This window comes from Chitinophaga pinensis (genome assembly GCF_007896845.1).
GTDB classification, from domain to species: Bacteria; Bacteroidota; Bacteroidia; order Chitinophagales; family Chitinophagaceae; genus Chitinophaga; species Chitinophaga pinensis_C.
Genome location: NZ_VOHS01000005.1, coordinates 84,977 through 99,476, shown reverse-complemented (window position 1 = coordinate 99,476; position 14,500 = coordinate 84,977). Strand labels below are relative to the sequence as shown.

The window sequence follows — 14,500 nt, the reverse complement described above, 5'->3', positions numbered from 1 at the left end:
ATGACGACATTCGTAACCAACATTTTCAAAAAAATGCAGGCAGCAGTCCGTACAGGCGCTGCTGCCTGCTTACTCACACTGTGCGGCATTAGCACAATGGCTCAGGGACTGTCCAATAGAGGTAAAGAATTCTGGGTTGGTTATGGACACCATCAGTTTATGGAACCCGGCTTTACCAATAGCCAGAACATGGTCGTATACCTGAGTGCAGAAGATGCTGCGACTGTTACGATAAGTATCGATGGAACTGCATGGTCAAGAACATATACTATTCCCGCAAATACAGTGATCGTAAGCGATCTTATTCCTAAAGCCGGTTCCGTAGATGCCAGACTGTATTCTGTACCGCCTTCTTATGGTGGTACCGGTGGGGAAGGGGTCTTTAGTAATAAAGGTATTCATATCGTAAGTGACGTGCCGATCGTAGCTTATGCACACATTTACGGAAGCGTATCATCAGGTGCTACTATGCTGATGCCGGTTTCTACCTGGGGATACTCTTATATCTCATTAAATAGCCAGCAGAGCTTTGCAAATGACTGTTTTTCCTGGATGTATGTCATCGCGAAGGAAGACAATACGATGGTTGAGATTAACCCCTCTGAGTCGAGCCGTAACGGACGTCCAGCTAACGTACCGTTTACGGTGACGCTCAACAAAGGTGATATCTACCAGTTGGTAGGTGCGCCACTCGGTGGTGGTAAAGGAAAAGAGCTGACAGGTACTACTGTTCGATCCATCGCCAATGCATCCGGCAAATGTTTCCCCATATCCGTATTTTCCGGTAGTAGCCGTACGAGCATTAATTGCCCTGGTAGTACCGCAGGCACCAGCGGAGATAATAATATGCAACAGGTATTTCCTTATCAGGCATGGGGAAAACGTTACCTGACAGCACCTATCTCAGGCAGAGTAGCCACCAGTTTCCAGACGAATCCTTATAAAGTAGTCGTTAAAGATCCTTCCACTATCGTAAAACGTAACGGTGTTGTATTGACAGGCTTGTCTCATTCCTGTTATGAATTTGTCAGCAACACTGCTGATTATATTGAAGCTGATAAGCCGGTTTTACTGGCGCAGTTTATGGCCTCTCAGGGTGGTTGTCCGAATACAACCGGTATCGGAGACCCTGAAATGATCTATCTCAGTCCGGTTGAACAAGCCACGAAGAAAGTAGCCTTCTACAGAAATAATGTGGAAAAGATTGAAGTGAATGGGCTCTTACTTGTTATCCCTGATAATGGTATTCCTTCCCTGAAAATAGATGGTCAGAATACATTTGATCTGAGTTATCCACATCCGAACCTGCCGGGTTATACCGTAGTTGTTAAACGCTGGACAGCTGCTGCTGCACAATGTACCGTACAGAGTGATTCTGCCTTTAATGCCACTACCTATGGCCTTGGTGACTTTGAAAGTTACGGATATAACGCCGGTACCTTCATCAATAATCTGAACGCGATCGGACAGATCCACAATCAGGCAGATACCTCCAGACCAATGCACCCATTCACCTGTGTGAATACGCCGCTGGATCTATCTGTGTTGCTGACCTATCAACCTACAAAATTGGAATGGCAACTGAGTAAGCTGGGCGCTGATATCAGTCCTGCCGCAGATGTTGTACAGAATTCGCCGGCTCCTGCAAAACAGCTGCTGATTGAGGGCGTACAGTACTATCAGTATACTTTACCACAGCCTTATACATTTCCGAACGCCGGTTATTATGATATCACCGTATTATCCACAGCACCACATATCGATAACTGTAATAACACAGAAGAAGTCAACTTTACAGTGGCCGTAAAGGGTAAACCGGATGCGCTTGCTGCTTATACATTCGCTACTGCCTGTGAACTGGATACGGCTTATTTCGCCGGTAAAGACAGCAGTAACGGGTATAAACTGACGCAATGGAAATGGGGTTTCCCGGGTGGTGTAACATCTGCATTACAACAGACAGGCCAGCGCCTGAGCGCCGGTACACAAGCCATCACATATGCGGTAGTTACAGAAGATGGTTGTGTGGCAGATACAAGCTTTAACCTGACAGTCTATAACAAACCGGTAGCAGATTTTGCCGTTACAACTGCGGCAATCTGCGCTGGTAGTACCGTTACTTTTAATGACAATGCGGCGTATGCTGGTCCGGCGCCAATAAAAGAATGGAACTGGGATTTTGGCAACGGTACCAGTAAAACAAATACTACCAATTCGGCAACAACAGCCACCTATGCCGATTATAAAACTTATACTGTCAGTCAGGTAGTGAAAGTAAGTGATCTGTGTGTGAGTGATACCGTCAGGAAAACAGTGACAGTATACGCAGCACCAGTAGCTTCATTTACATACCCGGATGATTGTATCGCACAAGGTGCACCGGTACAGTTTACAAGTACGGCGACCGCTCCTGACGGACAGGCAATCGCAAGTTATGCATGGGATTTTGGAGACCCCAATGCAACAACCGGAAATCCAAATACCTCCACTTTAAACAATCCTTTACATTCCTATACCTACTATGGTTCCTATAAAATCCGGCACAGTGTGACGACCGTAAACGGTTGTGTGAAAGACACGTTGGTAACAGCCACTTTCAATGTAAAGCCTGTATTAACGTATGCGAGTATCCCAGCTGTTTGCGAAGGCGTAAAGGGCACCGTGTCCATTGCGCTTGCCGGGGTTACGAATGGCGTGACCGGGGCCGGTATCTACCGGGGCCCGTATATTGATGCCGCCGGCAATTTTAATCCTTCGGCAGCAGGTGCCGGAACACATACAGTAGCGTATGTGTTCACTGCGGATAGCGGATGTAAAGACTCCATCACCGCTAATGTAAATGTACTGCCTGCACCCGTTGCTGATTTCTCTCTTACAACTGATGTATGTCTGGGAGCTGTTGTACGTATTACTGATCAATCTACCGCAGGCAGCGGCAGCATCACTACGTGGAACTGGCAGTTCGGAGATGGTACTACAGCTGTACAAAGTAATGACAGTCCTTTCGATCAACTGTATAAAACAACAGGTACTTATGCAGTAAAACTGTCGGTTGTAAGCGATAACGGTTGTGTAAGTGATACGACTGCAAAGAATGCTGTTGTACATGCATTACCAGTGGCTGATTTCAATCCGCCGGCAGCGATCTGTATGCCTGAAGGAAATGCAATATTTACCAACTTATCCACAGCCGCAAACACATATCAATGGAGTTTTGGTGATGGCAGTGCAACCGCGACTGACAGAAACCCTTCACATGTGTACGCAACAGCAGGTACTTATAATGTGACCTTATCAGTAGTATCTGCCTATGGCTGTACACACGATACCGCAAAAATACTCAGCGCATTTTTCAATAAACCTACAGCAGCTTTCACAGCTTCTCCTGATACACTGTGTCAGGGTACAGACAATTTCTTTGCTGACAACAGCACTGTTGATAATGGGGTCATCAGTGCATGGACATGGGATTTTGGAGATGGTAGTTCCGACAATATTGCAGACCCTGTGAAGAGATATCAGGAACCGGGAGACTATACCGTGCGGCTGACCGTGACAAGTAATGCCGGTTGTATTTCCGAACCTTTCACCGCACCGGTAACAGTATACCTGCAACCTGTAGTAGACGCCGGCCCTTCATTCGTAGTGGCAGAAGGAACGGTGATCCGGTTTGCACCTGTCGTGAATAATGAAAACGAACTCACTTTCAGATGGACGCCTGCTACTGACCTGTCTGATCCGGACATACTGCAACCTATGCTGACGGTAAAAGCAGATGCTACCTATACCCTTACAGCTACAGGTCTGGGAGGTTGTACCGCCAGTGATGAGCTGACCGTAAAGGTGTTCAAGGAGGTAAAAGTGCCTAATGCCTTTTCTCCGAATGGAGATGGTATCAATGACACCTGGGTAATAACTAATCTGGCTGATTATCCGGAATGTGTTGTTGAAATCTATAACCGCTACGGACAGAAAGTATTTCAGTCCACCGGTTACAACACACCCTGGGATGGTATGATGAATGGACATCCTCTGCCACTGGCAACTTACTATTATGTTATAAAAATAAAGAATGGATCTGCGCCGCTGACTGGTTATGTAGTGTTGGTGAGATAAGTATAAACAACTATTAAAAAACATTGATCAATAAAAAAAGCTGACATCATGAGAACTTTTACCAAAGCATTGTTGATGCTGTGCTTAGTGGGCCTGACCGGTAAAAAGCTGCAGGCGCAATCCGACCCGCACTTCTCCGGTTACTATGTGTATCCGGCATGGTTGAACCCTGCCCTGACAGGTGTGTTTGATGGGGATTATCGCGTATCTGCCATCTATCGTTCTCAGTGGGGAAGCGTGAGCAGTCCTTTCAAAACCTATGGTATTGCAGGAGAAGTGAAGACGAATAATAATATCAACTTCGGCGCCAGTGTGTTAAACCAGAAGGCGGGTGACGGTGGCTATAACTATACAACTGCTTATGGTAGCGCTTCTTATACGGGTGTCCGCTTTGGTGCATTTGAACAACATAGGGTGGTCTTCGGTATTCAGATGGGGCTTATTCAGCGCAGATTTGATCCGGCTAAATTGCACTTTGGTGATCAATGGAATCCTATCACCGGTTACAACCCCGGACAGGCCACCAATGATATGTTCAATAAAACAACTGCTGCAGCTTTTGATGCCGGCGCAGGTGTGTTGTATTACGATGCACTGCCGGGTAAGAAATATAACCTCTATGGTGGATTCTCTGTCATGCACCTGAATAAACCCAGTGATCAGTTCAGTACTACCGGTGATGCCCGCATACCTATGCGTACCACTGCACATGCCGGTGTAAGAGTGATGATCTCTGAACTGTTCAGTCTCACACCAAACGTATTGTATATGAAACAAGGTGCTGCTTCTGAGAAGATGTTGGGTGCTTATGGACAATACACAGTTGCTGCTGAAACAGATGTGATGCTGGGTGCGAACTATCGTTTAAAAGACGCCTTCTCTGTATATACCGGTGTAAGCTACAAAAGCTTTATGCTCGGATTGAGCTACGATGTCAACTCTTCTGATCTCGGTAAGATTACGAGAGGTAATAACAGCTTCGAACTCTCTTTATCATTCATTGGCCGGAAATCAGTGAAAACACCAGCGGGTGATTTCGTTTGTCCAAGGTTATAAAGAAAAAATGATTACAACATGAAGAAAGTATTTCTGACAGTCATAGGTCTGGCCGCTATGCAGCTGGCATGGGCACAACATAAAGTAAGTTATTTAAGAGCTGCGGACAGCTATTACAAACAGGCAGATTATTATTCAGCTTCCATGTACTATGAAAAGTATCTGGCGGTGAATACTAAGTCTCCTGCTAAAGATGGATATAGTCCTTATACAGCACCCGGTGGAACAACAAAGCCTGCACCTTCTGCAGATGAAGTACTGGCAGCCTACCAGCTGGGAGACAGTTATCGTCACTTACATGATTATGAAAAGGCAGCGCCCCTGTTTGCAAAAGTAGTAGCCGCTGATAGCAGCCGTTTTCCACTGGCAGCTTATTATTACGGAGAAAGTTTGCGTTCACTGGCAAGATATGATGCCGCTGAAGCTGCATTCAAAGATTTCCTGTCCCGCTATGATAAACAGGATACTTACAGTACTGCTGCCGCGCAGGAACTGCGTAACCTGCCTTTTATCCGCGAGCAGCTACAGAAAAAAGAGCAGTCCGATTACCATATAAGAAAAGCGTCCGCCGCGCTGAATGCCGGCGGCGCTTCTTATGCGCCTGTATGGGCAGGTGATCAGTTATTATATACATCTACCAAAGAATCCAATTACACGAACCGCATCTATCTGGCAAAAGATACTGTTGCTGTTACCGCCCGCGCTGGTGTTCCGCAGACAACAAAGACGCATCAGGGTGCGATCAGTATCTCTGCAGATGGTAATGTTATGTACCTCACACAATGGACAACAGCAGATGCGAAGAAGTCAGCCGCCATCTATACCAGTCGTAAAGAAGGGGATAAGTGGAGTGAACCAGTGAAACTGGATGCGATGATCAACGTGGCAGGCGCCAATGCACAACAACCTTTTATCATGCCGGATGGTCGTCATTTGTTGTTTGCGAGTGACAGGGCAGGAGGACTTGGAGGATATGATCTGTGGAGCGCTGAACTGGATGCTTCGGGTAAACCATTGTCTGTTCAAAATCTTGGACCAGCCATTAATACTTCTTCAGATGAAGAGGCTCCCTTCTTCCATCCTGCTTCCGGCACGTTGGTGTTTGCCAGCAATGGCCGGACAGGCATGGGAGGTTTTGACCTTTACTATGCAAAAGGCAACCTGACTAAATGGGACACACCTGTCAACTTCGGTTATCCGGTGAATGATGTAAAAGATGATATGTATTTCTTCAGCCGCAGTAAGTCTGAATACATTTTGGAAGATGCATGGTTTTCTTCGGACCGTTCCGCCGAATGTTGTCTGGAATTATTCAGTCTGCATCTGGCACCACCGCCACCGCCTGTGAAAGAAGAGCCGGTAGTAGCGGTTACCCCTCCGCCAACGCTTGCAGATACGATTCTGAATGCGCCGGCGAATACAGCCATTACCATGCAGGAGATCTACTACGAACTGAACGAGTTTATCCTGACACCTGCCTCTCATCCGGCATTGGATAAATTGGTGGCTTTACTGAAAGATCATCCGCAGATGGAAATAGAGATCAGTGCACATACGGATAATACCGGTTCTGCTGCATACAACCAGCAACTGTCAGAAAAACGCGCACTGAACTGTGTGGCTTATCTGGTGGAAAAAGGTATCGACAAGCAACGTTTACAATACAAAGGATACGGTGCCACTAAACCGGTAGCACCTAATACGAACCCTGACGGAACAGATAATCCGGAAGGCAGAAGACTGAACAGACGTATCGAACTGAGGATCTTAAAACAGTAGCGTATGCAGCTGAAGGGCATGATAACAGCGATAATACTTGTACTGGCATGGCCGGTACAGGTATTGGCGCAACAGCAACCACACTATACACAGTATGTACTGAACACGTTTATCATTAATCCTGCTGTAGCGGGGATAGAGAACTATTGGGATGTAAAGGCGAGTCACCGTCATCAGTGGACAGGTGTGAATGGAAGTCCGGTAACGACCTACCTGACCGTACATGGTCCTTTGCGTAAAACAGACTATCCGCAGGCTTCTGCAACAGGGTTTAATCCGGAAGGGTCTAATCCCCGTGGAAAGGCCTATTGGGAAACCTATACAGCGCCTCCTTCACATGCCGGTGCGGGGTTTACTATCCTGAATGATAAGACGGGTCCACTGAGCCGCTTTTCAGTCAGCGGTACTTATGCACATCATATCGGGATAGCACCGGGTACCAGTCTGAGTGCCGGTATCAGTGTGGGTGCGCAATGCATTTCTCTGGATGCTACGGCTTTACAGTTTCAGAATCCTTCAGATCCGGCGATTGCTTCCAGTACTGTGTTAGGGAGGTGGAGACCTGACGTGAGTGCAGGGCTGTATCTCTATTCCGCGCAATACTTTGCCGGTATTTCCGCCCAGAATGTTGTGCCTTCAGGAATTGGTTTTGATAATGGTCAGGTGAAAGGAGACAGTGTCTATAGAGGCAAACTGGTGCCGCATTTATTTGCAACCGCGGGATACCGCCTGTGGGTGAATGAAGAGGTGAGTCTGCTGCCTTCAGTTATGATCAAATATGTAACGGCATTGCCGGTGAGCTTTGATGTCAATGCGAAGCTGCAATACCGTGATCGCATATGGGTAGGAGGATCTTACCGCTATAATGATGGTATTGCTGCGATGGTAGGGATTAATGTGAATGCCACTTTTAACATCGGGTATTCTTATGACTATACAACTTCCGGACTGAACATAGCCAGTCATGGTTCTCATGAAATTGTCCTGGGTATTATGATCGGGAATCGCTTTGCGGATCTGTGTCCGCGTAATATGTGGTAAATCTTATGCAGCATGCAGCTGCTTTAACGGAAACTATTTGATGGAGATATTTCAATCACTTTAACTTAAAATTCAAAAACCTAAATCGAAACATGAGAAAGATGTCTTTGTATGCTTTAATGTTATGCGGTATTATTTTCTTCGGTGCATGTGGTAAAGATGGTGAAGCTGGTCCTGCGGGCGCAAAAGGGGATACTGGTGCAGCAGGTCCTGCCGGTACGCCCGGTAAAGATGGTACTTCCGGTATTCTTTATTCTGACTGGCTGGATGTAACCTTCACTGCTGTAAAAGAAGAAACAGATGACAACGGTAATGGTGTGCTGGATACTATTTTCTTCGGCGCACAGATTGAAGCCGAAAAGATCACTGACGAGATCCTGTCTACCGGTGATGTAAGAGTATTTATCAATACTTATTCTGATGCAGAGAAAGATATCGCGCCTTTGCCATATGTTAGCCCGGTTACCGGCGCTACTATCAGCCCGTCTTTTTCCACTGGTCTGATCACGTTGCTGGCAAATGGTCCGTTCAACACCTTCACAGACGGTACTGCAAAATATCAGCAATACAGATATGTTATCATTCCCGGTGGTGCTGAAGCCCGTAAAGCCGCTGGTATCGACTGGAATGACTACAAACAGGTAAAAGCTTATCTGCACCTGAAAGACTAAGAAATAGTAAAAAGGACATAAAAAAGAGACTCCGGCTTTGGAGTCTCTTTTTTCATTTGTACTTTACCTGTCCTATCATGCAAAAAGGAATCTAATGAAAAGAAACAGGTACTTGATAAGTACAGCCATGTTATTCTTAGGAATTACCACGTCAGGTCTGGCTCAGATGGGGGCAAGCAACCTCTGGAGCCCCACAGGAAATTTGACTTATGTAGACCCCACTATAGGTAGTGTGGGCTTGATACTGGAGCCTACGAGGCCCGCCATGTATCTGCCTAACAGTATGGTGAGGGTATTCCCTTCCCGTAAAGATCAGCTGGAAGATCAGATCGACTTTTTCCCACTGACAATAGCCTCCCATCGTCAGCAAAGCCTTTTTGGCTTTATGCCACTCTCCGGAGAGGTAAATACCGAAAACTGGAAGCGTTCGCGTGTATATGACCGGGAAAAGGTATCACCTTGCAAATATTCTGCATATCTGGATGATACTGACGAGATAACATTTGCGCCCGCAGCACACAGCGGATACTTCGAAGTTAATTTCGCCGCTAATGCACCACATTACCTGAGATTAAGTATCCTCAATCGTGATGGTGACCTGACCGTAGATGGTAAACGTGCTATCAGTGGCCGGGAAACCTTCAATGGTATGAGCGCCTATTTTTATGCGGAAGTGAACGCTGATATCACCGGTACTGAATATCGCGGAGATAAGAAGCAGCACCTGTTTGCTGCACTGGGTAATAGTCCGCAGAAAGTAGCCGTACGTTACGGTGTTTCCTTTATCAGCGTTGAACAGGCAAAAGCCAACCTGAAAAAAGAAATTCCTCTGTGGAATATCTCACCTCTCGTTATCAAAGGCGCAGCCGCATGGAATAAAGTGCTGGGTCAGATCAACGTAAAAGGTGGCACTGATGCGCAAAAGAGGGTATTTTATACTTCCCTGTACCGCGCTTATGAGAGAATGGTGAATATCAACGAGTACGGTCAGTACTACAGCGCCTACGATCATAAAGTACATACCTCCGATAAGCCTTTCTATGTGGATAACTGGCTGTGGGATACCTATATCGCACTGGAACCTCTGCAAACACTGTTAAATCCTGAGATGGAAGCTGATAAGATCCGCTCTTATGTGGATATGTATGAGCAGAGCGGCTGGATGCCTTCATTCGCAGTAGCACATGGAGACATGCCTTGTATGACTGGCAACCACGCAGCTGCATGGATGGCGGATGCATGGTTTAAAGGCGTACGTAATTTCGATATCGCAAAAGCATACGAAGGGCTGAAAAAGAACTCCTTACAGGCTACTTTGTTGCCATGGAGAAATGGTCCTGCCACTTCCCTCGATGCCTTCTATACAGAACACGGTTATATGCCATCCCTGAAACCGGATGAAAAAGAAACCGTGAAAGAAGTGCACGATTTTGAGCGCCGTCAGGCAGTAGCCGTAACACTGGAAAACAGCTATGATGACTGGTGTATCGCGCAACTGGCAAAAGCAGCTGGTCATCCGGAAGATGTACCTCTGTTCCTGAAACGTGCCGCTAACTACAAAAATGTATACCGTGCAGATAAAGGCTTTATGTGGCCGAAAGATGCTGAAGGTAACTGGATAGAGCCTTTTGATCCTAAGTTCTCCGGCGGACAGGGTGGACGTGACTATTTCACAGAAAACAATGCTTACACTTATAACTGGGATGTGAAACATGACCTGTCCGGATTATTTGATCTGATGGGTGGTAAAGCGAAAGCAGAAGAAAAACTGGATCAGTTATTCCGTGAAAACCTCGGCCGTAGTAAATACAGCCTCTGGTACACCTTCCCGGATGCTACTGGTATGGTAGGACAGTTCGTAATGGGAAATGAACCAAGTTTCCACATTCCTTACCTGTACAACTACACAGGCGCACCATGGAAAACACAGAAACGTATCCGTATGCTGCTGGATACATGGTATACAGATAACCTGTTTGGTATTCCGGGTGATGAAGATGGTGGTGGTATGACCGCATTTGTGGTATTCTCCATGATGGGTTTCTGTCCGGTAACACCCGGTATTCCGGTATATAATATCGGTAGCCCGGTATTCTCAGAAATCACGATTAAACTGTCTAATGGTAAGACATTTACTGTATCAGCGCCGGGTAGCTCTGCTACTAAAAAATATATCCAGCGTGCTACGCTGAATGGTCAGCCGCTCAACGTGCCGTGGTTTACACATGAAGACCTGCTGAAAGGTGGCGTGCTGGAACTGGTAATGGGTGAATCGCCTAATAAACAATGGGGTACAGGTGCGCAGGCAACGCCGCCATCTTCCCTCAATTACAGCCCTGCTGCAAAGTAAATATTGGATTATTGGATAATAAAAACAAAGAAGCCTGATCGATCTGATCAGGCTTCTTTGTTTTATAATTGAAATAAGATATATCTGACGAATTAAAGCTCATCCTGAATATGAAGGGCCAGTTTCCTGATCGCCTCTTCATTCCGCTTATAATGGGTCCATTGCCCTAAACGGGTTGCTATCAGCAGATTAGCCCGCTGTAATAAAGACAGGTATTCTGACACGGTGGATTGTGTCAGTCCTGATTTCTGCTGAATGTGTCCCACACATACACCTGTTTTCGCAAATTCACCACATTCCTGTTTCGGGAAATGCTTTTCCGGTTCCTTCAGCCAGGCTAATATTTCGAGCCTCTTTTTGTTGGATAAGGCCTTAAAAACGTCTACTTGATCCATATTACAAAGGTATCGGAATTCTCCGATTTTTAGTCGTAGCGATTTTATAATGTTTTCATAACAATAATTTCTGCTATCTTAATGTTTTATAGATAATTTTTTATGGATCTGTTTCAATATAAGAATGGCGTACTGTATTGCGAGGATGTTCCCGTAGACAGCCTGCCGGCCAAAGGCCTTCCGACTCCTTTTTACCTGTATTCTGCGAACACACTCAGGTTGCATTATAAGAAGATTTATGGTGCTTTTGAGAAGCTGGATCCTGTAATCTGTTTTTCGGTAAAATCAAGTAACAATGTTCACCTGCTGAACGAACTGGCAGCTTTAGGTGCTGGTATGGATATCGTGAGCGGGGGAGAGCTGTTTGTGGTAAAACAGAGCAACGCCGATCTCTCTAAGGTGGTGTTTGCAGGTGTAGGTAAATCTGATGAAGAGATCACTGATGCCATCATGAGTGAAGTTGGCTATATCAATATCGAATCAGAACAGGAGCTGGCAAGAATACAGGAGCTCGCAGGAGACCTGAAAAGAGAGGTGAGTGTATTGATCCGCATACAGCCGGATATAACTGATGAGAAGACAAACGAGAAGACCCGCACTGGTTATAAAGGGGCGAAGTTCGGCATTGATTACGCGAATGTGGAAGCACTGGTAGAAGAGAATGCGGACCATCCATATGTAAAAATAAAAGGTCTGCATTGTCATATCGGTTCACCAATATCTTCCTATACATTTTATGAGGAAGTGATCCGTAAGATGGTCAGTCTGACGGAGTCTCTGAAGCAGAAGAATATTATCCTGAAAGTATTGAATATCGGTGGAGGGTTCCCTGCCAATTATGTGGATAACGATAACTTCTCTTGGGAGAGTTTTGCCGGTCCGATCATTAAGCTGCTGGAACCTTATGTGAAGCATGAAGGATTTAAGATCATCCTCGAACCGGGAAGGTCCATTTCTGCGAATACGGCGATCCTTGTGACGAAAGTATTATATGTAAAACAGTCCGGCGATAAACAAATCGCGATACTGGATGCCGGTATGACAGAACTGATCCGTCCTGCGATGTACAATGCCTTCCATTTCATATGGCCGGTAAAACCGGAAGCACAACACTTGCTGGCAAACAGGAACTATCCGGTACAGCAGGAAGGGCTGACTACCTATGATGTGGTAGGACCCATCTGTGAGTCATCTGATTATCTGGCCAAAGAACGTCCTTTGCCGCCGTTACAGCAGGGAGATTATGTGGCAGTATTCACCGTAGGCGCCTATGGGATGGTAATGGCCAGTAATTATAACCTGCATGTGAGACCCGCTGAAGTAATGATCGATCAAGACAAAGTATATATCATCAGAGAACGTGAAACCCAGCAGGATCTGGTGAGAAAAATGATCAGACACGAACTGTAATGTTAATCACCAATTGTTAAATGTTAATCACCTATGACAAAGGAAGAGTACAGTAAACTGTTCACTGCAGATGATGCCGTGGGCTGGCTGGCCATTGACAAACAGCTGGACAGCATTTATCCTGAACAGGAACCAAGGCACTATGCGCCGTCTTTACATTTCATGGTCGGGGGAGAAGATCCTATTGACGGTACCAGCATCTATGACAGCGAGAAACAGGTGAAGCACCTGCATCTCATCAGCTATGGCATGTCGCAGTTGTATTATGATGAAGAACAGGCAGGTAAGGAATTCAGTAAATGGGGTTTCGAATTTACCTTCCGGTTAAAACCGTATGCAGACGATGAAGGTGATCCCGGATGGGCGATCCGGATGATGAATAACCTTGCCCGCTATGTATACAAAAGCGAGCGTTGGTTTGAACCTTACCATTTTGTACCTGCAAACGGACCGATCAGACTAGACACGGCAACGGATATAGTAGGACTGGCATTTGTCCCTGATCCGGAACTGGGTGTGATCAGTACACCGCACGGTGAAGTGACCTTCCTGCAGATGGTAGGTCTGACAAAGAAAGAAGTAGAAAGGTTGCTGGCTAAACCGCAAACCAGTGAAGTCGAAAGACTGATCGATGAAATGCGGGAGTATAATCCACTGTTGATAACTGACCTCGACAGAGCAGACTAATTGAAAGGGCCCGCTGAAAAGCGGGCTTTTTTTTTGCAGGGTGTTAAAGAAAATGTTAACACCTGTTTATGGAATTCCATTGTTTCCTGCATCCTAATAGAAACGTTGTTGCCTTGAAGTATTTATCCTGGGCCTTTGTGGCCATGTTTGTTACCGCAGTCGTTGTACTGTCCTGGCAATATCTGCAGGCTAAAGCACCGCATGCTATATCTGCTGTGCACTATAAAACAGTAGGGCAACTGCCCTTGCCGCCGGGTTTTAAAAGAGAGCCTGTCGCAAAAGGATCCTTTGGTGAATGGCTCAGAACGATTCCTTTAAAAGCAGATAATACGGTGTATCTGTATAACGGAGAGAAAAAAAGGAATCAGACGGCACAATATGCTGTACTCGACATCTCTGTTGGTAAGAAAGATCTGCAGCAATGTGCAGATGCTGTGATACGTTTATATGCAGAATATTTGTATGCATCCCGTCAGTATGCGAAAATAGCTTTCCATGCTACGGATGGTACATTGATGGACTATAGCAGCTGGATGAAAGGTTATCGTTTTCCTGTAAAAAAAGGGCGTTTACAAAAGCAACTGATAGCGAAGCCCGGTCAGGGAGACGCTTGTTTTGCAGAGTTCCTGCAGACGGTTTTTTCTTATGCCGGGACCTTATCACTCAGTAAAGAATTGAATAATGTCAATAGTCCTGCTGCCATCAATATCGGTGATGTGTTTATCCGTGGAGGCTCTCCCGGTCATGCAGTGATCGTAATGGATATCGGTGTCAATCATGCAGGTCAAAAGACCTTTCTGCTGGCACAGAGTTATATGCCTGCACAGGATATCCACATACTACAAAATCCAGCCAGTAATGAAAATCCCTGGTATCAATATAACGGCGGAAAATTACTCAATACACCCGAATGGATTTTTGACTGGAACCAGCTAATGAGGTTCTGATAAGATTGTCACTCCCTATACCATGCAATGCCGGTCAGGCTGCTGATC

10 protein-coding genes are annotated in these 14,500 nt (G+C 45.9%); 9 read left to right on the top strand and 1 reads right to left on the bottom strand.

What is annotated here, in order from left to right:
- From FEF09_RS06805 to FEF09_RS06780, 6 genes are all read left to right on the top strand, one after another.
- On the top strand, positions 1-4,116 hold the full coding sequence (locus FEF09_RS06805) for a PKD domain-containing protein (RefSeq protein WP_146304425.1): 4,116 nt from the start codon (positions 1-3) through the stop codon (positions 4,114-4,116).
- A gap of 48 nt (positions 4,117-4,164) precedes the next feature.
- The gene (locus FEF09_RS06800) at positions 4,165-5,172 is read left to right on the top strand and encodes a PorP/SprF family type IX secretion system membrane protein (RefSeq protein WP_146304424.1); all 1,008 of its coding nucleotides are present in this window, start codon (positions 4,165-4,167) and stop codon (positions 5,170-5,172) included.
- An 18-nt stretch (positions 5,173-5,190) separates the two neighbouring features.
- Positions 5,191-6,951 carry an OmpA family protein gene (locus tag FEF09_RS06795; RefSeq protein ID WP_146304423.1) on the top strand — a complete coding sequence of 587 codons (1,761 nt, stop codon included), beginning with the start codon at positions 5,191-5,193 and terminating at the stop codon, positions 6,949-6,951.
- Positions 6,952-6,954: 3 nt separating this feature from the next.
- Positions 6,955-7,992: a type IX secretion system membrane protein PorP/SprF gene (locus FEF09_RS06790; RefSeq protein ID WP_146304422.1), complete on the top strand. Its 1,038-nt coding sequence runs from the start codon at positions 6,955-6,957 to the stop codon at positions 7,990-7,992.
- Positions 7,993-8,084: 92 nt separating this feature from the next.
- Positions 8,085-8,663 (top strand): collagen-like protein, encoded by a 579-nt coding sequence (locus tag FEF09_RS06785; RefSeq protein ID WP_146304421.1) that lies wholly within the window; start codon positions 8,085-8,087, stop codon positions 8,661-8,663.
- Positions 8,664-8,757: 94 nt separating this feature from the next.
- On the top strand, positions 8,758-11,013 hold the full coding sequence (locus FEF09_RS06780) for a GH92 family glycosyl hydrolase (protein WP_146304420.1): 2,256 nt from the start codon (positions 8,758-8,760) through the stop codon (positions 11,011-11,013).
- 92 nt (positions 11,014-11,105) lie between these two features.
- Here FEF09_RS06780 and FEF09_RS06775 read toward each other — a convergent pair whose 3' ends face one another.
- On the bottom strand, positions 11,106-11,408 hold the full coding sequence (locus tag FEF09_RS06775; RefSeq protein ID WP_146304419.1) for an ArsR/SmtB family transcription factor: 303 nt from the start codon (positions 11,406-11,408) through the stop codon (positions 11,106-11,108).
- Positions 11,409-11,510: 102 nt separating this feature from the next.
- Between FEF09_RS06775 and lysA the strand changes: the two genes are divergently transcribed.
- The 3 genes from lysA to FEF09_RS06760 all read left to right on the top strand — a co-directional run bounded on the left by lysA (position 11,511) and on the right by FEF09_RS06760 (position 14,452).
- The gene (lysA, locus tag FEF09_RS06770) at positions 11,511-12,818 is read left to right on the top strand and encodes a diaminopimelate decarboxylase (protein ID WP_146304418.1); all 1,308 of its coding nucleotides are present in this window, start codon (positions 11,511-11,513) and stop codon (positions 12,816-12,818) included.
- Positions 12,819-12,851: 33 nt separating this feature from the next.
- On the top strand, positions 12,852-13,505 hold the full coding sequence (locus tag FEF09_RS06765; protein ID WP_146304417.1) for a suppressor of fused domain protein: 654 nt from the start codon (positions 12,852-12,854) through the stop codon (positions 13,503-13,505).
- 113 nt (positions 13,506-13,618) lie between these two features.
- A complete protein-coding gene (locus tag FEF09_RS06760; RefSeq protein WP_186774226.1) occupies positions 13,619-14,452 on the top strand; it encodes a DUF4846 domain-containing protein in 834 nt (277 codons plus the stop codon).
- The last annotated feature ends 48 nt before the right edge of the window (positions 14,453-14,500 follow it).

What these genes read in the sequence shown, in the direction of transcription:
- lysA (WP_146304418.1), top strand. Translation starts at nt 11,511, where the DNA reads ATGGATCTGTTTCAATATAAGAATGGCGTACTGTATTGCGAGGATGTT.
- FEF09_RS06800 (WP_146304424.1), top strand. Translation starts at nt 4,165, where the DNA reads ATGAGAACTTTTACCAAAGCATTGTTGATGCTGTGCTTAGTGGGCCTG.
- FEF09_RS06780 (WP_146304420.1), top strand. Translation starts at nt 8,758, where the DNA reads ATGAAAAGAAACAGGTACTTGATAAGTACAGCCATGTTATTCTTAGGA.
- FEF09_RS06795 (WP_146304423.1), top strand. Translation starts at nt 5,191, where the DNA reads ATGAAGAAAGTATTTCTGACAGTCATAGGTCTGGCCGCTATGCAGCTG.
- FEF09_RS06765 (WP_146304417.1), top strand. Translation starts at nt 12,852, where the DNA reads ATGACAAAGGAAGAGTACAGTAAACTGTTCACTGCAGATGATGCCGTG.
- FEF09_RS06775 (WP_146304419.1), bottom strand. Translation starts at nt 11,408, where the DNA reads ATGGATCAAGTAGACGTTTTTAAGGCCTTATCCAACAAAAAGAGGCTC.
- FEF09_RS06790 (WP_146304422.1), top strand. Translation starts at nt 6,955, where the DNA reads ATGCAGCTGAAGGGCATGATAACAGCGATAATACTTGTACTGGCATGG.
- FEF09_RS06785 (WP_146304421.1), top strand. Translation starts at nt 8,085, where the DNA reads ATGAGAAAGATGTCTTTGTATGCTTTAATGTTATGCGGTATTATTTTC.
- FEF09_RS06805 (WP_146304425.1), top strand. Translation starts at nt 1, where the DNA reads ATGACGACATTCGTAACCAACATTTTCAAAAAAATGCAGGCAGCAGTC.